Source organism: Neisseria sp. P0019.S003 (genome assembly GCF_051957115.1).
In the GTDB taxonomy this organism is placed as follows: Bacteria; Pseudomonadota; Gammaproteobacteria; order Burkholderiales; family Neisseriaceae; genus Neisseria; species Neisseria flavescens_D.
Map to the genome: position 1 here is coordinate 92711 of NZ_JBQCWT010000004.1, position 19120 is coordinate 111830.

The following is a 19120-nucleotide window of genomic DNA, read 5'->3' on the forward strand; positions in this document are numbered from 1 at the left end:
AAAATACAAAAAGGCAGCCGTTCCGCTTAAAACGGACAGACTGCCAAAGTTCGGACATAAATAAAGGGAAAGAAGCGGTATAACAACTACTCTGCTCTGCGTCTTTCATGAAAAATTTATGCCTCGGTCAAAAATAATGGCAAACAGTTTATCAGTTTGACGAAAGAAAGGCAAAATCTTACAGCATATTTTCTTTTAAAAACAGCCTATACCAGCACTTACCAGCTTTCAGACGGCCTTTTCTTACTTGATAAAACCATCAATCGGCGCATAACCCAAGAAATCTGCCTGATCATTCAATATCACAACCCATTCTTTACTTCGCGCACTGGTAAACGGCAAGAAATACAACTCTTTCCCATTGTTTTCCAATGAAGCCTGTTTAAAAATTGATTCCTCACTTATGCCACGGGCTTTTGCCAAGACAGACAACGGTTTCATTACCTTACGAATTTTCTCACGTTCCTGCTGAGAATCTGGTAACCACCAAGAGGGCCTCATACTCGGTTCAATACTTTTCAAAGACAAATCAAGACTTTGGTTAACCTCATCCGGATTCGTTGCTTCACGCAACCCAACACGGCGCACGCCAAACCAAGATAAATCCTGCAAATCCTTCGGGGCATGGCGCAAATCATTTATATTAATTTCTGCAGCAGTTACCACATTTATCCTATCGGTTTCGAATGCGGAAACCACTGGACGCGCCAAAGATACGCTGTACAAACCATAAATTAAAGCAGCCAGCTGAATCATGCCGATTAAGGAAAAATCAATAATCCTCTCTTTAAGTTTCTTGCTCGGACTGGCAAGAATCAAAGTCAGCAACGGGCCACAAACAATATCTACTGAAATAACCAGTTTATATAAAGCCAATCCGCCTGTTAGCTCGGCATACGGATAAGGATACCAAACTCCGAATACCAACAAAGCGGTCAATCCAGCCAAAATTAGACTAATTAACAAATGCCATGCCGCATTTTTTAATGCGAACCGAAAGCGTGATGAAGAATGTAATGTATGTGCGTTTTCCATAGATAACAATAAGATATTATTTTTCTATACATATTATGTATAGCTTAAAAAATAAATGAGATATTTAAATATGCTGGTAGGCCGTCTGAAAATTGACGCATTGAGTACAACCATCTCACCACGCATTATCAATATGTTAAAAATACCAATAAATAGATAAAATAAAAACCACCATGTAAGATGGTGGTTTTAAAATTTGGCTCCCCGACCTGGGCTCGAACCAGGGACCTGCGGATTAACAGTCCGTCGCTCTACCGACTGAGCTATCGGGGAATTAAAGATCGAATTATATAGAAAATATCAGAAATCTGTCAAGCAACAATCTATATAAAAACAAAAATATTTTTATATCTTTTTAATTTATAAAACTTTTATAAGATTTCAGCAATTTGTTTGGCCGCACGTTTCGCATCCAACAAAATCAAGCCCAATTTACCGCTTTCTTTTGCCATCAATGCTAACACTGCATTTTCACCTGCTTGACTCAACAGAATATAGCCATTTTTACCTTTAACCATTACCTGATCCAACTCACCGCAAGCCAACTCATGTACGGAACGATTGCCCAATGCCAGAAGCGTTGCCGACATCGCGCCTACACGGTCTGCATTCAGGTGGGAAGGCAGCATGGTTGCGATCGGCAGGCCGTCTGTAGAAATAACTGCAGAAGCAGTGATATCCGCAGAGGTATTGTTCAAATCGCTTAATACAGAGATTAATAGTTGTTGCATAGTCGCTCCATTCTAAAATAAATATCGGTCAGGCAAAAATCAACGGCTGCCGTATCGGTGGTACAGCACTTTAACCAAAGTAACAAAAGCCTCTTTATTTAAGTCAGGCATTCCGCCAATTACCAAAATCAGCTTGGTCATGCCAATATACAGAGGGAAAAAGGTCAATTCACTTTGGCCTGAAGGATCACAAATACCCCATGCACTATTATTGATATGCAGGTTATTGCGAATCAAAAGACGGTGATTGTCTTCCATTTTAGCCACTTCACTCGCCAAAAGGCCCAACTCTTCCGCAGCCTCGTGATGAAAATTAGCATTGGCGAAATACAAACCGTTTTTATCAGCCAATAAAGCTTTGCCAGAATTAGACAACTGTTCTAACAATGTCGGCAATTGCTCGTCAGTCAAATGGATATCATCTGTGCTGATTTCCTCATCACCATACAAAAATTCCAAGCGTTGGAGGCGGTACAGCAGGTTCAACGCGGTATTGATGTCACTGGTATCCGCCCACGCCAAGATTTTTTCGCTGCTGATGGTTTCAGACGGCTCTGCACGCAACAGACCATACAATAAAGTTCTGCTGGCACTGGGCGTATCACTTGAAACAGCATAATACGCACCCGCCGGTGTAATCTTAGGATATAAATTTGCTTGTAAAGAGAGTGTCGCTTCCATCTTATACCTCTAATCCGGGGTCAATTGAGAACAACATGGCAGTAACCAATTGTTTTACATCGTCTTCTCGACGCGCATCAATCTCAAAAACCGGTACATTAAAATTATTCTGTGCTAAATATTTTTGATAAACATCCACGCTTGGTAAGGATCGAATATCCATCTTCGTTACCCCTACAACCAAAGGCGCTTTTTTCAGCAATTCCCGGAATGCATCCAAGAAGAATTGCAAGTCTTTCAATGGATTGCTTCTTGTATTATCTAAAAGAAGTACCAAGCCCATACTGCCTTGGCTCAGAATTTCCCACATGAAATTAAAACGCTCCTGACCAGGCGTACCATATAGGTGAACCTTGGTTTCCTCATCCAAATGAATGACACCGTAGTCCATCGCCACAGTCGTGTACCCCTTGCGGACAAGTGTCATATCGGATGCGGATGCATCGGTTTGAACCGGTGGTTCATCAGATAAAGCTGAAATTGCAGTGGTTTTACCTACGCCAACAGGACCGGTAAAGATAATTTTATTTTCTTTCATGACGTGTCCTTTACGATTTACCCAGCAACTTACGCATCAGGCGTTGCAACAGACCGCGAGGTTGTTCTTTCGACGGACCGGCAATTTTTTGAGCCTCTTTGCTCATTGCTGTTTCAGGTACGTCTTTGCTATTCACATCAATCTGTTCGTTCAACGAAGGCGTATTGTTCGCATCAGTTGCAAACTCTGTATCTGTCGCCAAAAAGCCCGTCATATATGTTGCCGATAAATAGTTCAAAATATCAGGCATTTCTAAAGGCATGACTTTATAGAGGATGTTCAAATTAACAGACGTTTTTGTCAGAAATGCCGACAAACGCATAGATTCCGGAACATGTGCCAAACGGGTTAAGTTTGGCCACCGCTTGAGTGTAAAGACCGTTTGCGGCGTCATCGGATAAATCAGACGGCCTGATGCAGTCCAAATGGCCATCTGCCACAAGCATGACATAATGGTAACTTTGGCTTTTTCTTTCCATTGCGGATTATCAGGAACAGCCTTACATACGACTGCCAAGTTATCGTTTTTACACAATTTCTCCAACTCATTGGCACTGACTGTCAGCAGCACTCGCTGGATGCTAGGAAACACGATTAATATCGGCTTGCCTTCATGCAAGACGGCAACATCTTGATGGCCTTGACTGGCAAATTTCAGCGCGCCCAACAAGCCTTTATTTGGATTAAATCGGCGAATAGTTGCTTTTTTTGTGCCATCGGAATTTGATTGTCTTTTATTTTCTTCAGCCGCTTGTTGCTCAGACGGCTCAAAAACATTGCCGCCTTGAGCCAAGCTGCGCAAAACAGGAAATAAGGTATCGAATTTGACCGGCTTAGCCAAATAAGGAGTCGTTACTGTCGGCAACTCGGAAGAAAACATCGCCACAGGTACTTCCGGATAAGTTTTCTTCGACTCTTTCCAAGCTTCTACACCTGCCGGAGTATCGGTATCAACCAATACCAAATCCGGTTTTTCATCAGAATCAAGGGAAACGATGACGTAATTCGTCGTATTGTGCATTTTAAATGCCATACGGAATACCGCCTGCTGTTGCTCACCCATCTCCTGTAACATAACCCGTATGGTTTTAATTTTTGGTAAATGATTATTCATCACTCGTACTTTCTACGATTATCTTATTTTTTTGAATATTGGTTCATTCGTTGCAAGAGACGGCTCATTGCCAAAACAACCTCTTCAGGCAGGCTGACAACGCGCTCACGCAACAAGCGCAGAAATTGTTCCAAACGTCCCCAATCTTCAACGCGTTCGTACAAATCAAACAAGATAATGTACAACTGCGATTCTTGAGGATACTGCAAAACAGCCTGTTCCAAAGTACCGATGGCCAAATCCAACTGACCGTAGGCCAACAAAGATTCCACTTCTTTCAGGGCTTCATCTGCAGGTGAAGAGCTGGCGCTGATGATTGAAGAGTCTTTTTGAACCAACTCACGATATTTGGCTTTCATCTGCAAAGAACTTGGCTGAATATAACCGCGCTTTAAGCCAATCTCTTTAATTTGCTGCTCAGACGGGCCTTTTTCCAAATCATCAAAAATTTCGTGATAACCAAGGCTATAACCCCAACCAAGCATACGTTCTTTTACTTGACGGCCATATTGACCCAAAGAGTGGTAAAGCTTCCACAGATGCTTGGCAAACTGCCCTACTTCTTCATTCTGATAATCCAGACGCAAGGCATCGATAATGAGACCAGCAGGCTTCGCAGAAGTTTGGATTGCTTTGTTGTATTGATGCAAAGCAGTCTCGTAGCTGATCTTGTCTTTCAGGATTTTTGCACTGCGCTCCGGTTTGGCAAAACCAATAACCGCACCCATTTCTTCAGGGCTGATTTCGCCAAAATCTTTCTTGCCTAATACGATAGGCGCACGTTTGCCCATACCGGGGACGACAATGCGTTCAACCGAATCGCTCTCAAAGGCAATATGCTCGTCGGAAGCAACTTCCAAACCGCTTCGTTCGCCAATTTGACGGTCCACTTCCTGCATATTCCAACCGAGATGATGCTCAGCGAAAACACGCAGGCGTAGGTTGGTAGAATCCAAAGCCAGACCGGCTTTCAGGTATTCGGCTACGCTGTCTTCAGAAAGGGAAGCACTATGGCGCTCAAGCGTATCCGCCAGCATATCGATATTGCCAACTCGCAGATTCAAACCAATTAATTCATGAACCAGCTTTTCCGGAGCACCGTCTTCCAAAGTATTGAGATAACCGGCCAAAGACTCTGCAGCCTTACTCTCATAGCCGAACTGTTTATAAACCTGATATTCGGTCAACGGATCGACTTCTTGTGCGGAGACAGAAGCTGTTGCATCGTTTGAGCCACTTCCACCCCATTCCCAGTCTTGATTATCCGCATTGGAAACTGTCTGGTTGACCTTCTCAATCCAGTCGTTTCCATCCTCAGAGGAGGCTGTATGAGCAGCAGATGTACGGCCGCTTTTTGATGCATGTGCGCTTTGTTTGTCTGAATTGTTACTTTGTTTATGACGAACAAAAAACAACACCAGCAAAAAAAGCACCAGCAAAAAAATAGTTAAAAGTTGATAGTTCAAGAACACCTCCCGGTCTTGTGCTGCAAACTGCATTTATTAACATCTGTTGCTTTACACGCAACTTCAACGTTATTCATTCCCCAAACGAATGATGATAACATGAATGCACTCATTTTTACATTAAAAACCCTACTCACATAAAGGACTTGATACCAATTTACAACTCGAACACACCGATGGATTCAACATGCGAGGTTTGTGCAAACATATTCATGATTCCCGCCGCCTTAAACTTATAGCCCTTATCAACCAAGACACCGGCATCTCGTGCAAATGTTGATGGATTACACGAAACATACACTATCTTCTGAGGCAAAAACGGTTTGTGTAGCGATTTGACAACAGCATAAGCACCGCTTCTCGGCGGATCGAGTAACATCTTGTCAAATTGTCCCCATGACTCAACAGTCTTTTCATCGGTATCGAATAAGTCTACAACAGAAAACGTCATATTCTCGGCACAACGATTCAGGCGAGCATTTTCCCTTGCCCTATCCACCAAATAACCAGCACCTTCAATACCGACAACCGATGCGCCACTTTTCGCCAGCGGCAAACTAAAATTGCCCAAACCGCAAAACAGATCGGCAATCCGCTCCCCTTTTTGAGGGTTTAAAAGTCTGACCGCCCTTGCCACCATCACTTCGTTCAGCTGCGCATTAATCTGCGTAAAATCACCGGGTTTGTAAGGCATTTCCACATCAAACTGAGTAAAAGTATAGTTCAGGTCAGGCGCGTTCTCAGGGTAAAACGGCAAGGACTCGGCATGATCCTGCAACCATATTTGCCATGCCTTTTCAGCACCCGACAATATCTTATCAAACCAATTACGCAATTCGCTTAATATTTGTCCAAACGGTTGATTTACGAAACGAATGTTGAGCACCGTCACATTTTTCCCGCAATAAAACTCAACAAATTTCACTTTTACACCATCATCATGCAGCTTTTGCAGCAAATTACGGACATCAGACAATCTATCGGACACATGCTTAGGCAAAATATGGCAATGGCGGATATTGACGACATCATGGCTTTTTTTGGCCTGAAAACCGAGGTTCAGACGGCCTTGTTTATCCACCGAAACACTTAAACGTGCTCTATCGCGATAATACCAGGAGTAACCATATAAAGGGGGTAAAATTATCTCAGGCTTGACCTTACCTATCCGTTCCAACTGCTCTTCCAAAATCCGTTGCTTTAACGCAACTTGCGCTCCAAAAGAAACATGTTGAAGCGAACATCCGCCACATGTATCAAAATAGCAACACGCCGGCTCGACACGTTCGGAAGAAGCCTTCAAAACCTTTTCAACTTGAGCCTCGGCAAACTGCTTTTTCTCTTTATGAATGGTAAACGTTACACGCTCTCCAGGCAGCGCACCGCCGATAAATACAGTCTTCCCATCAACTCTGGCAACACCCCTACCCTCATAATCCAAAGAAAAAACTTCCGTCTCTTGATACTGTTCTTTCACACCCATACCGTTTCCGCCACTCAGCCGCTACCCGACCGTTTGACTGTCTTCCAATACCGAAAGCGCATATTTTCTCACAAAAACACAGAGTTTCAGGTATCATGCGCCAAAAACTTTCGTTTCAAACCCTACAAAAAAAGACGACATGAAAAAAATACTATTCGGCCTGACAGCCGCCCTTTTAACTTCAGCCGCTGCTGCAAACACACTTATTCCAGACGTCTCCCCCGCCTCTTCCGGACAACACGTCGTTATCAATATTACGCAACAGCGTTTGTTCCTCTACGACAACGGCAAACTGAGCAAAATTTATCCTGTTGCCGTCGGCAAAGCCATGACTCAAACCAATCTGGGCGAACATAAAATCGGCGCAAAAGCCTACAACCCGGTTTGGCATATCCCTAAATCTATCCAAAAAGAACGCAATGACGGCGTTAAAAGCGTACCGGCCGGCCCAAATAACCCGCTGGGCCCGGTATTTGTCCGTCTTGGCGACCCTAAATTAAGCCTTGGCATTCACGGCACCAATGCCCCTGCCAGCGTACCCGGCGTCCGCAGCCATGGTTGCGTGCGCATGAAATCGCCTGATGCATTAGAATTCGCCAAAACCATCGCAACAGGTTCTCCTGCCTCCGTTATCTACCAAATGGCGAGCCTGAACGAAGATGCCAACCAAAACTTGTGGTTGGCTGCCTATCGCGACCCATACGACAAGAAAAACCTTGATACGGCTGCCCTGAAAAAAAGCATTGCTGCCTGGGCAAAAGCGCACGGTAAAACCATCCCTGCTGCACGTGTAGATGCAATCCTGAAAGGACGCACCGGCGCAGCAAACTGTCTGACCTGCGCCAAAGGCGTGAAACTCAAATCGCCTTTGAAATCTTTGGCATGGACCAGCGGCACGGATGCTTACAGCAAACCTAAAGTCATGCCGAAACCGGCTCCTGCTAAAGATGTAGTATTGCCTCAAGGAACTGAAATCGAAGTCGATGCTACCGACGATACAAATAAGGCAGCATCCGAACCGAAACAAAGCGTTCATCCGACTCCGGTGAAACCGGCAAAACCTGCTGCCAAACCGGCAACCACTCCGGCCGATGCTCCTGCTTCCGCGCCTAAAGCCGCTTCCGAACCGGCTACTGCCCCGGCCTCTGCTCCTGTGAAAGATGCTCCGGCAAGCAGCGAACCGGCAGATTTGCTGTTCTAAGCAGAACAAAATACATAGCCAAAGGCCGTCTGAAATGAATTTTTCAGACGGCCTTTTCGTACAACTGGATATTGGAAATATATGCCCCTCTTAATTCAGACGGCCTTTTTATTTTCCAAATATTCTGACAAGCCGCGCTCGCGCAAAATACAGCTCGGACATTCATGACAACCACCGACCATGCCGTTATAACAGGTATGCGTCTGCTCGCGAATATAATCCAACACACCCATTTCATCCGCCAATGCCCAAGTTTGCGCTTTGGTTAAATACATCAAGGGCGTGTGGATTTGAAAAGCGTAATCCATGGCCAGATTCAATGTGACATTCATCGACTTGACGAACACATCGCGACAGTCGGGATAACCCGAAAAATCGGTTTCGCACACGCCGGCAATGATATGGCGTATTCCCTGCCCTTTGGCGTAAATGGCGGCATACAGCAAAAACAAAGCATTGCGTCCATCTACAAATGTATTGGGCAGGCCGTCTGAAGCTGTTTCAATGGATACCGTATCATCCATCAAGGCGTTATGCGTAATCTGTTGCATCAGGCTCAAATCGAGTACCGTCTGCTTCACGCCCAAATCTTGGGCAATCCAACGCGCGCGCTCCAATTCAATGGCGTGGCGTTGTCCATATTGAAAAGTGATGGCCTGCACATTTTCACGGCCATATGTTTGAATTGCCTGAATCAGGCAGGTTGTTGAATCCTGCCCGCCCGAAAAAATAACGAGGGCCTGCTGTTTTTCCATAGTAAATTCCTAGTTTTGTTAACGCGGGAGGTTTGCGAACCGCGTGATTCGAAGATTGACGGATTATAACGGATTTCGTCTATAATCACGGCACTTCATTTTCTTTTATATAGCATAATTATGAGCATCTACGCCCTGAAACCAAAATTCCAAAACCTGTTGCGCCCCATTGTTAAGCGACTGTATCAAAAAGGCATTACTGCCAATCAGGTTACCCTGTTTGCCTGCGCCGTTTCCATTTTGATCGGTTTGCTTTTAGCATTGTTTGCAGGTATATCCACATTATTCTGGCTTTTGCCGATCTGGTTGTTCATCCGTATGGCGCTGAATGCGATGGACGGTATGCTGGCACGGGAGTTCGGCCAGCAATCGGCATTAGGCGGTTATTTGAATGAAATCACCGATATTGTCGCCGATGCTGCTTTGTATCTGCCTTTTGCCTTTATCGCGCCCTTCGGCGGCGTGCAAATTGCCCTGTTTATTTGGCTGGCGGCAATGACTGAATTTTGCGGCGTTTTGGGACAAGTTCATGGCAACGGCCGTCGTTATGACGGGCCATTCGGCAAAAGCGACCGTGCATTCTTTATCGGCGCATTGGCAGTATGGTATGCAATCGCCGGCAGCTTCCATTCTCTTTTCTATATCCTTATGTGGCTGGCCTGCGCGGCACTGGTTTACACCTGCTACAAACGTGTCATCAATGGCTTGAAGGCCGTCTGAAACTTATCCACGTTCTCGGGTTAATCATCATTGATTAGAATATTTAAACCCATCACCCCGTTTTACTGAAAACAAAAAAGGCCGTCTGAAACCATAAACTATCGGTTTCAGACGGCCTTTTATTCAGCAGCCAAGATAACTTACTGTTTACCCAGTTGACTGTAATCTACCAACATATACTTGGCAGTAATTTTCTGTGAAGCATTACCTTCGTCACCCATCAGAATCATCTGTGGCTTGCCGTTAACGGTAATCGAATCGACGGCTTCAACGTTGGTGATGTGTTGCAGATTAGGCAGAGAGATTTTTTGCGGTTCATCGGTCGGATTGCCGCTCCAAGTCCACAGTTGTGAGAATTTCTGTCCATTCTCATCCTTCACTTCATTGGCGATCACGTAGGTTTTCAACACAGGATCATAGTTGAAGGAACGGATACCGCCGCCATCAATATCAATCACGGCCACTTCATCAAACTCAGGTTTGGCATTGCGCTCAAATACATCTTTCGGATTGCTGATAAACGCGACCAAAGCCATGTTGTTGAACTCAGGATCACGGAAGCCCAAAACGAGACGTTTTTTCACCGGATCAAACGCCATACCCTCAATATTGATTTCTTCAAAAGAAACCTCAGCCTTAGTTCGCTCGCGAATCAAATCATGCAGCTTGTGATCGGTTTCCAAAACCTGCGTCAGATTGTCGTAGCTGGTCAGCCCCAACACATTGCCGTCTTGGATTTTAAAGCGCATCAGGTGTTCGCGGTCAGGCGAGCGATTGCCTTTACGGGTGCGCGAGTGTGAAGTCAGCGCGTAGATAAAGCCTTCATCGTCACGAGCCAAAGCCTCCAAGTCGCTGAGACGGCGCTTGAAACCGGTAATCACGCGCGTATCCAATGCCTCGTCTTCCACAAACCTGCCGGTTTTATCAATACTGATGATACTGAACGCATGGTTTGGTTCGTCTTCCGCAATCAGCAACTTACCGTCCGGAAGCTGTTGTACGGCAGAAGGCTCAAATACGCCGTTAAACATATTGATACCCAGCGAACGCAACTCTGCCGCGTTGTTGGCCGGAGGCGTCAGCAATGACGGCAATGTTTTCACACCGATAAATGCCGCCAGCGAAGCCAACAAGCCCAAGCGGAATACCGCGTAAGATAAGTTAATGTATTTAAACTGTTTATCCGCCAACAAGCCGAGCCAATAAAGATGATCGCTCATCTTTTCATAGATTTGTTTACGATCGCCCATAATCTCCTGCATCATTTCCCAATATTGATCTTTTTGCAGTTTCACACGGTCTTCATAAATCAAAATATTGGGTTGGCTGCCGCCAAAAAATCGCGTTTCAGTACTGCTGAGACGGGTTTTCAAATCCCGCAGCTTAGAACGGCCACGGATAAAATCCTTAAACCATGTCCGCGCCGCCTGCATTTTGCCGATACGCTCGGGCGAAGCGGACAGAAGCGCGAACACGATGGACGCGGCGGCGGTAATCATAAAGGTACTCGCCGGAATCAAAAACTCAGGCGACGATGAAAAAATAAATGCGCCCGAGATCATCAGTGCAGAAACAATAAAACCATTCAGCGAAATCATAATGTTCGCTTTGGTTGCCGCCAGCGCCAACAATTCCATCTCCGAGCGTACGGCGTTGCGGAACATGGTTTCCACGCCCTTATTCGTACCCAACAGATCAGACGCATTCAAATCCTCGGCTTTATTTTTTTTCTTCTTCGCCTTGTCTTTTTTACGTTTGGCTTTCTTCTCGTTTTTTTCAGACGGCATCTCAGGATGTTCAACCACTTCCTGAATTTCTACCGCTTCAGCCACAACCTCAACTTCGTTTTCAACAACACCGTTTTGATTGTGATCCCAAAAATCAACATCCTGTTGGGATTCGGCAGCTGCACTATCGTTTAAAGGTTTTTCTTGGTCGCCCATCTGCTTCAGCCGACCATCTTCCTTCCAATCATTCAAACTCATACCATGACTCCCAACATCAAACACTTTGAATTAAATGGAAAATAAAAAGCATATTTAGTTCATTTATTTTAGATAATTTACATTCTTTAAATGCCTAAATAGCAAACTGTCGCAGAACTAAAAGCCCTGCGACAATCCACTTTATATCGAAATATTAATAATCGATGCGTTCTTTAATAATTTTCAAATCAGGGTAAGACAAAACAATGTCGTACTCACGACCATCTTTAAAAGCCTCGATATCCAATACAGGCTGGCCGCGACGGCTATCGGCTTCAACATCGTGAACTTGATAGCCGCGTTGTTCCAACATTTTTACGGCTTTAGCACGATTTTGCTCGAAGTTTTTGTCGCTGTAGATTTTGTGTTCGATATAATCACTGGCACCGGCAGTGGCGGCAGACAAAGCAACGATGGCGGTCAATAAGAATTTTTTCATGTTTGATTTCCTTTTCAAATGTGTATTCGGGTTTCGATGGATGTATTAAAACATGACAAAATTAGCAGTTAATTAGTGCTTGGTTAAACGTAGTAAAGGCCGTCTGAAAAGTGTTCAGACGGCCTAAGCGATTCCCTTTCAGAAGAAAATAAAAGAAAAAATTTGGCAACAATATGATAACGATAAGTCCCGTCTAACTGTGTTCCCTAAATTAATTGCAAAACAAAGAGTTTATGATGATATGTCGGTAATTTGTAAGGTTATCCAAACACCCTCTATCTAACCTTTTAATAATCACTGCCATCAGTTTTAAGTAAAATTTGGAATCATCTTTTACCATTTCTCTCCATCATTGCATTCGTCCGTCTATCGGATAATCATTGCATTTATCCGATATGTCATGATACTGTTCAAAAAATATGACTATTAGGAGTTTCTCATGTCCGAACAGCAAAAATACTTTTCTACCCAAGACGGTACTTCGCTTTTCTACCGCTATCGCCCTGCTGCCGATGGTTCTTCCGACAAAGCCATTGTGCTGTTCCATCGCGGACATGAGCACTCCGGCCGAATGATGTTTGTGGCGGATGAACTGGGTTTCAACGATTTTGCCTATTTTGCTTGGGACGCGCGTGGTCATGGTTACAGCCCCGGTGAACGCGGCGATAGTCCGAGTATTGGCACTTCGGTTTCAGACGTAGATGATTTTATCCGACACATCCAAAGCGAATACGGCATCAAACCTGAAAACATTTGCGTGATTGCGCAAAGTGTCGGTGCGGTATTGGTTTCTACTTGGTTGCACGATTACGCGCCGAAAATCCGTTGCGCCGTATTGGCTTCGCCTGCGTTCAAAGTCAAACTCTATGTTCCGTTTGCCCGTACCGGTTTGAAAATCATGCAAAAATGGCGCGGCAATTTCTTTGTCAACAGCTACGTCAAAGCCCACTATCTGACCCACAACGTCGAACGTCAAAAAAGCTACGACAATGATCCGCTGATTGCCCGCGCTATTTCTGTGCGCATCCTGCTGGGTTTATATGAAGCGGCCGAACGTGTGGTTGCCGATGCACAAGCGATTACTACGCCTGTACAACTGTTGATCTCAGGCAGCGATTGGGTTGTTCATCACAAACCGCAACACGATTTCTACAACCGTTTGGGCAGCCATATTAAAGAGCGCCATATCCTGCCCGGTTTCTACCACGATACTTTAGGCGAACAAAACCGTGAAATCGCGTTTATCGAAATGCGCCGTTTTATCCGCGAGCGTTTCAATCAGCCTTTGCAACAAGTCGATCTGACTCAAGCGCACTTGTTTGGAGACAGCCGTCGCGAAGCTGACGAACTGGCTACGCCTTTGCCTGTTTGTACGCCTCGCGGCGCATTTTGGGCAATATATCGTGCCTCGCTCAAACTGGGTTCGCGCTGGAGTGAAGGTTTGAGAATCGGTCAAGAAACAGGTTTTGATTCGGGCAGCACACTGGATTACGTCTACCGCAATCAACCGCAAGGCAGCAACGCTTTCGGTGTATGGGTGGACAAATACTATCTCAACGCCATCGGCTGGCGCGGTATCCGCCAACGCAAAGTCAATATCGGCAAAGCCATTCAGACGGCCTCAGCCAAACTGCGTGAAGCAGGGAAACCTGTACACGTTTTGGATATTGCGTCCGGTCATGGCCGCTATGTATTGGACGCACTGACTGCCGACACATTGCCTGATTCCGTACGCTTGCGCGATTACAGCCCGATTAATGTCGAAGCCGGACGCAAGCTGATTGCCGAGCGCGGCTTGCAAAACACGGTAACCTTCAATGAAGTCAATGCCTACGACCGCGCCAACTATCACGATTTACAGCCACGTCCAACGCTGGGTATCGTCTCCGGCCTACATGAATTGTTTGCCGACAACGATTTGATTTTGAACTCACTCTACGGTTTCGGCGAAGCCATTGAAACTGGCGGCTACCTGATCTACACCGGCCAACCGTGGCATCCGCAACTGGAAATGATTGCCCGCGCCCTGACAAGCCACAAAGCAGGCAGCCCAAACTGGGTAATGCGCCGCCGCAGTCAGCAGGAAATGGATCAGTTGGTTGAAAAAGCCGGTTTTGAAAAAATCCATCAATGGATAGACGAAGACGGTATTTTCACCGTCAGCTTGGCAGTGAAGAAATAAAAATAAAGGCCGTCTGAACAATTTTTTAACTTTCAGACGGCCTGGTATATAAGTTGAGCATTAATAACTCAACAAAAATAATATTAAAAGGGATTTTGGGTATAAACGTCAGCCCAATTAAATAATACTATGAAACACTTACTAATCGACTTTGAAAATATCCAACCGCAAAATCTGGACAAATTACCAACTGAAGATACTCATATTTGGTTATTTTTAGGCACACAACATAAATCATTACCCATTAGTTTAGTGGCATCATTGCTTCCATTTGGCGAACGTGTCCATCTTATTCACTTACAGAAATCAGGCAAAAACGCATTAGATTTTTATCTTTCTTATTATCTTGGAAAAATTATAGCTACAGATACAGATGCTCAAATTGGTATACTTTCTCGTGATGGTGGTTACGATATATTAGTAGAACATATCTTAGAAAAGCAGGAGGCAAAAGGTGTTGTACGCCTAGCAAATATAGATGAAGTGCAGCACACAAAAATTAATACTACTCCTCCAACAAAACTACTAGAACCCCACCCTCAATCTGAAAACTCCCTCAAACCACCTCAGCCATTAGCACCTTATTTTCAAGCAGCCTTAACTGCTTTGCGTCAGCCCAATGCTTTTCTTCCATCTCGCTTACATAATTTGCAACAAAATCTGTGTAAATATATTTTACGCGAACAGTTTCAAGGCAAAACAGATGAAGAATGCGAAACAACAACTGCTCATATTATTAATAAACTTAAAACACAAAACTTAATTAGTGTTGATGAGCAAGGTATAGTGATTTACCACATCAGTGACAATGATCTATTACAGAAAATCCAACGTTATATTTTGAATATCAAACCCAAAACTTATACTGATTTTCAAGATGCCGTACAGAAACGTGCAGATGCTCTCTCACTTACTATAAGTCAAGCTGATATTCAAGCCTTTGCACGCCATTTGCGCGAACAAAACCACATTCGCCAAAACAATGGAAAAATTGAATATGCTCCATTTCCCCATACTAATCCCAATCCCATATCTCAAAAGAAAATACTCCATTTGCCTGATGAAACCATGTGGAAAAAAGTAATTGCCGCACTGTCAGTTGAACCATCAAAACGCCCAGGTAAAGTCAGCACATTACGAAACACTATAAAAGCACATGCAAAATCCAACAATCATGAAACTGAAAAACTATTACAGCATCTACTGAATAGAAAAGTTCTTAGCATTGATGGTACGAATATCACTTATCTTAAATAGGCTCACGGAATCAAAATATTTAATTATTAACTAATCCCCCATGAAACCCTCCCTCAAAACCTCCCTGCTCAAGCTGATTTCAGTCGGTATCTTGTTTTACACCAGCTACGGCCTATCCAATCATTATGCGGCATCGCTGGACTATGTGCCTGAAATCGCTTTTGCATGGGAGCGCAATATTCCGTTTTGGGCATGGACAATTGTGCCTTATTGGTCGCTAAACCTGATGTATGCCGCGGCATTTTTTCTTTGCCGTGATACACATGAACAAAACCGATATATAGCGCACCTTGTAGCTGCCCAACTGATTGCGACTGCTTGCTTTGTGCTGTTTCCGCTGCGTTTCGGATGGCCCAAACCGCCTGCCGATGGGCTGTCAGGCTGGCTGTTTGATTCATTGGCTGCATTTGATTTGCCGTACAACCAAGCACCATCTTTGCATATCGCGTTGGCGATTATCGTGGGTGCATTTTATTGGACGCGCTTTCCTAAAATCCGCCTGCCGCTTTTCTTATGGCAAAGCCTGATTGCCTTGTCAGTACTGACGACTTATCAACATCATTTTATTGACGTGCCAACCGGAGCATTGCTCGGCTGGCTGGTGTTGTGGGCTTTTCCACGTCAGATGACTTCGCCGTTAAAACTGGGCTTGAGTGATGTACGCTCAAGAAAGATTGCGTTGCTGTATTTGCTTGGCGCGTGTTTGACGGCGTTACCCGCGTTGCTGGGTGGCGCGTGGCTGTGGTTGATATGGATTAGCGTGTCTTTGCTGATGGTGGCTTTTGCCTATTTGACTGGAAATGTAGCCTTCTTCCAAAAACAGGCTAACGGTAAATTATCGGCAGCAGCGACGGTTTTGCTGTTGCCTTATCTGGTGGGCGTACGGCTAAACATGGCGTATTGGTTACGCGGTAAGGCGAAAACGGCACAAGTCCGCCATGATGTATGGATTGGCAGCGTTTTAGGGATTTCAAACCATCTGCCTGCCGTATTGGATGTATGTGCCGAATATCCCTGCCGTAGCTATCAAGGAGAATATCGCGCTCTGCCTTTACTGGATATGGTAACGCCGTCTGAAAACGATTTAGTTCAGACGGCCTTGATATTGGAAACCTTGCGCCAAAAACACGGCAAAGTGCTGGTATGTTGCGCTTTAGGTTATGGAAGAAGTGCCGCAGTGGTACTGACGTGGCTGCTGGTCTATGGTGGCTGCAAAGACTTGACGCAAGCGAAGGCTGAACTCAAACAGGCTCGGCCGCAAATGGTATTATCGCCGGCCACTGCCCAAGCAGTTGAAGCTGCGGCCAACCGTTTAAAACAAGGATAATGATGGACAACGCAACCGACAGCCGTATTACCGCCCACCTGCTCTCTACCGCACATTATGTTGCCGCCTGCAACGCTCTGCTGCTCGCCTTGTCGGCAAAGTATGGCGGCGCATGGTTTGAGGTGCAACTTTTCTTGGCAGCGGTTTTGTTGTACTGCCATATCCGCGTTCACTTCGATCGCCGTGTGTTCCAAGACTTTGCCGACAACCGCTACTCCCCTGAAGACTTTGACCAATCCTTACAACAAAACGGTTTGCGTCAAATTTCAGGCAGCCGTACTTTGACCCAACGGATAAACGGCGCACTTTCCCTATGGCGCAAATGCTTATACCTGACCGCCGCACAATTTTTAATTTTGCTTATCCAAAGCATTTGATTATTTTTGCTAATTTACCCAAACCAGATCTAGAGCGGTATCTCACTCCCAAAGGCAGAAACAATGAAAAACTTCCTCAAAAAACAACTTGCCTGGCTAACCGACCAAGCCTTATGTCTGTCGGTCTCTTTTCTTACGGGCGTACGCCCCAAAAGCTCGCGTGAGCTGACATTCAATCAGCACCAAAAAGTCTATTACGCCAATCACGGCAGCCATGGTGATTTTGTATTGGTGTGGATTTCCCTGCCCCGCCGCTGGCGCTTGTCCACGCGCCCAGTCGCCGGTTCGGATTACTGGCTGACAAGCAAACTCAAACGCTTCATCATTCAAAACGTTTTCAATGCCTTGCTGATTCCGCGCCATAGTGATAATCCGCAAGCGATTACTGAACAGATGAAAGACGCGCTGAACGCAGGCGACTCCTTGATTATTTTCCCTGAAGGTACGCGTAACACTGACGACAACACCATCCTGCTGCCATTCAAGTCCGGCATTTATCATCTGGCAAAAAGCAAACCCGATACCGAATTTGTGCCGATTTGGATAGACAACATCAGCCGCGTACTACCAAAAGGCAAAATCCTGCCTATACCGCTTTTGTGTGAAGTCCATATCGGACAGCCGCTTACTTTGCAGGAAAACGAAGACAAAGACAGCTTTTTGACACGCAGCTGTGAGGCATTGCTGGCACTCAGGCCATCTGAAAACGACCGCAGCGAGCTTCGCCAAAATGAATCTGAAGTTCAGCAAAACAAAGGAGGACAAGCATGAGCCTTTCTACGACTTCCCAACAAATCATCGTCGAACAAGCCGCCGCTCATCTGACTCCGCAAGCCAGCTATATTTTTGTCGGCGTGTTTGCCGTATTGTGTTTTGCCAGCATCATCGGACAATGGCTTAAGCGTAAAAACGGCACCGATAATGCCACCATCGCCAACCTCAATGCCCGTATTTACGCATGGTGGCTGATGACGCTGGTGTTGCTGGGGGCGTTTTGGTTCGGCAAAATCGGGACGGTTGTACTGTTTTTCCTGATTTCATTTGCCGCACTGCGCGAGTTTATGACCCTCGTCTATCGTCGCCGCAGCGACTATTACAGCATGGTGGTCTGCTTTTACCTGCTGCTGCCGGTGCAATACTATTTCGTCTATGACAGCTGGTACGGCATGTTCAGCATTTTTATTCCGGTTTACGGCTTTTTGATACTGCCGATTATTGCCAGCCTCAGCGGCCAAACCGCGCACTTTTTGGAACGCGCCGCCAAAACGCAATGGATGGCGATGATTTGCATCTTCTGTCTGTCCCATGTTCCGGCGCTGATGTTTCTAGACTTGGACGGCTTCGATAACGGCAACAATATCCTGTTGCTGATCTTCCTGATTGGCGTGGTGCAAGTATCGGATGTGTTGCAATACGTTTGGGGCAAACTGATTGGCGGTGCAAAAATCATGCCTTCACTTTCGCCGTCAAAAACCATTTCCGGCACTGTCGGCGGTATTTTGTCGGCCACTGCCATTGCCGCGCTGATGGCGCCGATTACGCCGTTCTCCCACGGCCAAGCAGCCGTTATCGGCTTTATCGTCTGCCTGATGGGCTTCTTTGGCGGCCTGGTTATGTCTGCCATCAAACGAGATTACGGTGTCAAAGACTGGGGCAATATGATACGCGGCCACGGCGGCATGCTTGACCGCGTGGATTCGATCTGTTTTGCCGCACCCGTGTTTTTCCACATCACCCGTTATTTCTGGAACGGCTAAACTTCAGGCCGTCTGAAAGCTGTTTTTCAGACAGCCTTGAATGTATGAAACTGCCAGCCCTGCCAATTCGTT

The 19120-nt window shown here is 45.5% G+C and carries 18 protein-coding genes, 1 tRNA gene and 1 riboswitch; of the genes, 8 read left to right on the forward strand and 11 right to left on the reverse strand.

The window, feature by feature from the left end:
- Positions 1 to 243 precede the first annotated feature (243 nt).
- The 8 genes from ACTHTS_RS07730 to rlmD form a co-directional block, all read right to left on the reverse strand.
- Positions 244 to 1035: a fimb protein gene (locus ACTHTS_RS07730; protein WP_440369705.1), complete on the reverse strand. Its 792-nt coding sequence runs from the start codon at positions 1033 to 1035 to the stop codon at positions 244 to 246.
- Positions 1036 to 1232: 197 nt separating this feature from the next.
- Positions 1233 to 1308: transfer RNA gene (locus ACTHTS_RS07735), tRNA-Asn, on the reverse strand.
- 98 nt (positions 1309 to 1406) lie between these two features.
- Positions 1407 to 1766, reverse strand: coding sequence for a roadblock/LC7 domain-containing protein (locus tag ACTHTS_RS07740; protein ID WP_003679682.1), 360 nt, complete (start codon positions 1764 to 1766; stop codon positions 1407 to 1409).
- 39 nt (positions 1767 to 1805) lie between these two features.
- On the reverse strand, positions 1806 to 2447 hold the full coding sequence (locus ACTHTS_RS07745) for a peptidase M23 (protein WP_440369706.1): 642 nt from the start codon (positions 2445 to 2447) through the stop codon (positions 1806 to 1808).
- A 1-nt stretch (position 2448) separates the two neighbouring features.
- The gene (locus tag ACTHTS_RS07750) at positions 2449 to 2985 is read right to left on the reverse strand and encodes a GTP-binding protein (protein WP_003748733.1); all 537 of its coding nucleotides are present in this window, start codon (positions 2983 to 2985) and stop codon (positions 2449 to 2451) included.
- Positions 2986 to 2995: 10 nt separating this feature from the next.
- Complete coding sequence (locus ACTHTS_RS07755; protein WP_440369707.1) at positions 2996 to 4099, reverse strand: response regulator; 1104 nt, start codon at positions 4097 to 4099, stop codon at positions 2996 to 2998.
- 23 nt (positions 4100 to 4122) lie between these two features.
- Positions 4123 to 5598 carry a 23S rRNA methyltransferase gene (locus ACTHTS_RS07760; RefSeq protein ID WP_440369708.1) on the reverse strand — a complete coding sequence of 492 codons (1476 nt, stop codon included), beginning with the start codon at positions 5596 to 5598 and terminating at the stop codon, positions 4123 to 4125.
- A 124-nt stretch (positions 5599 to 5722) separates the two neighbouring features.
- Positions 5723 to 7048, reverse strand: coding sequence for a 23S rRNA (uracil(1939)-C(5))-methyltransferase RlmD (gene rlmD / locus ACTHTS_RS07765; RefSeq protein ID WP_440369709.1), 1326 nt, complete (start codon positions 7046 to 7048; stop codon positions 5723 to 5725).
- Between the two features lie 139 nt (positions 7049 to 7187).
- On the opposite strand from rlmD, the gene ACTHTS_RS07770 reads away from it, so the two are divergent.
- Positions 7188 to 8249: a L,D-transpeptidase gene (locus tag ACTHTS_RS07770; protein WP_440369710.1), complete on the forward strand. Its 1062-nt coding sequence runs from the start codon at positions 7188 to 7190 to the stop codon at positions 8247 to 8249.
- A gap of 95 nt (positions 8250 to 8344) precedes the next feature.
- Here the strand turns inward: ACTHTS_RS07770 and queC are convergent, their stop codons facing one another.
- Entirely contained in the window at positions 8345 to 9004 is a 660-nt protein-coding gene (gene queC / locus ACTHTS_RS07775; RefSeq protein ID WP_440369711.1) for a 7-cyano-7-deazaguanine synthase QueC, read from the reverse strand.
- Between the two features lie 3 nt (positions 9005 to 9007).
- A riboswitch (PreQ1 riboswitch) is annotated at positions 9008 to 9053 on the reverse strand.
- 71 nt (positions 9054 to 9124) lie between these two features.
- Between queC and ACTHTS_RS07780 the strand changes: the two genes are divergently transcribed.
- Positions 9125 to 9724: a CDP-alcohol phosphatidyltransferase family protein gene (locus ACTHTS_RS07780; RefSeq protein ID WP_308538645.1), complete on the forward strand. Its 600-nt coding sequence runs from the start codon at positions 9125 to 9127 to the stop codon at positions 9722 to 9724.
- Positions 9725 to 9864: 140 nt separating this feature from the next.
- On the opposite strand, the gene ACTHTS_RS07785 is transcribed toward ACTHTS_RS07780, so the two are convergent.
- The gene (locus tag ACTHTS_RS07785) at positions 9865 to 11667 is read right to left on the reverse strand and encodes a Pycsar system effector family protein (RefSeq protein WP_440369772.1); all 1803 of its coding nucleotides are present in this window, start codon (positions 11665 to 11667) and stop codon (positions 9865 to 9867) included.
- A 196-nt stretch (positions 11668 to 11863) separates the two neighbouring features.
- Positions 11864 to 12148: a PepSY domain-containing protein gene (locus tag ACTHTS_RS07790; RefSeq protein ID WP_003684382.1), complete on the reverse strand. Its 285-nt coding sequence runs from the start codon at positions 12146 to 12148 to the stop codon at positions 11864 to 11866.
- 439 nt (positions 12149 to 12587) lie between these two features.
- Between ACTHTS_RS07790 and ACTHTS_RS07795 the strand changes: the two genes are divergently transcribed.
- The 6 genes from ACTHTS_RS07795 (at position 12588) to ACTHTS_RS07820 (ending at position 19048) form a co-directional block, all read left to right on the forward strand.
- A complete protein-coding gene (locus tag ACTHTS_RS07795) occupies positions 12588 to 14330 on the forward strand; it encodes a bifunctional alpha/beta hydrolase/class I SAM-dependent methyltransferase (RefSeq protein ID WP_440369712.1) in 1743 nt (580 codons plus the stop codon).
- 129 nt (positions 14331 to 14459) lie between these two features.
- Entirely contained in the window at positions 14460 to 15587 is a 1128-nt protein-coding gene (locus ACTHTS_RS07800) for a PIN domain-containing protein (protein WP_440369713.1), read from the forward strand.
- Between the two features lie 40 nt (positions 15588 to 15627).
- Positions 15628 to 16914, forward strand: coding sequence for a phosphatase PAP2/dual specificity phosphatase family protein (locus tag ACTHTS_RS07805; RefSeq protein WP_440369714.1), 1287 nt, complete (start codon positions 15628 to 15630; stop codon positions 16912 to 16914).
- Positions 16915 to 16916: 2 nt separating this feature from the next.
- Positions 16917 to 17291, forward strand: a complete 375-nt coding sequence (locus ACTHTS_RS07810) for a hypothetical protein (RefSeq protein ID WP_440369715.1) — start codon at positions 16917 to 16919, stop codon at positions 17289 to 17291.
- A 63-nt stretch (positions 17292 to 17354) separates the two neighbouring features.
- A complete protein-coding gene (locus ACTHTS_RS07815) occupies positions 17355 to 18062 on the forward strand; it encodes a lysophospholipid acyltransferase family protein (RefSeq protein WP_440369716.1) in 708 nt (235 codons plus the stop codon).
- Positions 18059 to 19048 (forward strand): phosphatidate cytidylyltransferase, encoded by a 990-nt coding sequence (locus ACTHTS_RS07820; protein WP_440369717.1) that lies wholly within the window; start codon positions 18059 to 18061, stop codon positions 19046 to 19048. Before ACTHTS_RS07815 ends, ACTHTS_RS07820 begins: the two co-directional genes overlap by 4 nt.
- The last annotated feature ends 72 nt before the right edge of the window (positions 19049 to 19120 follow it).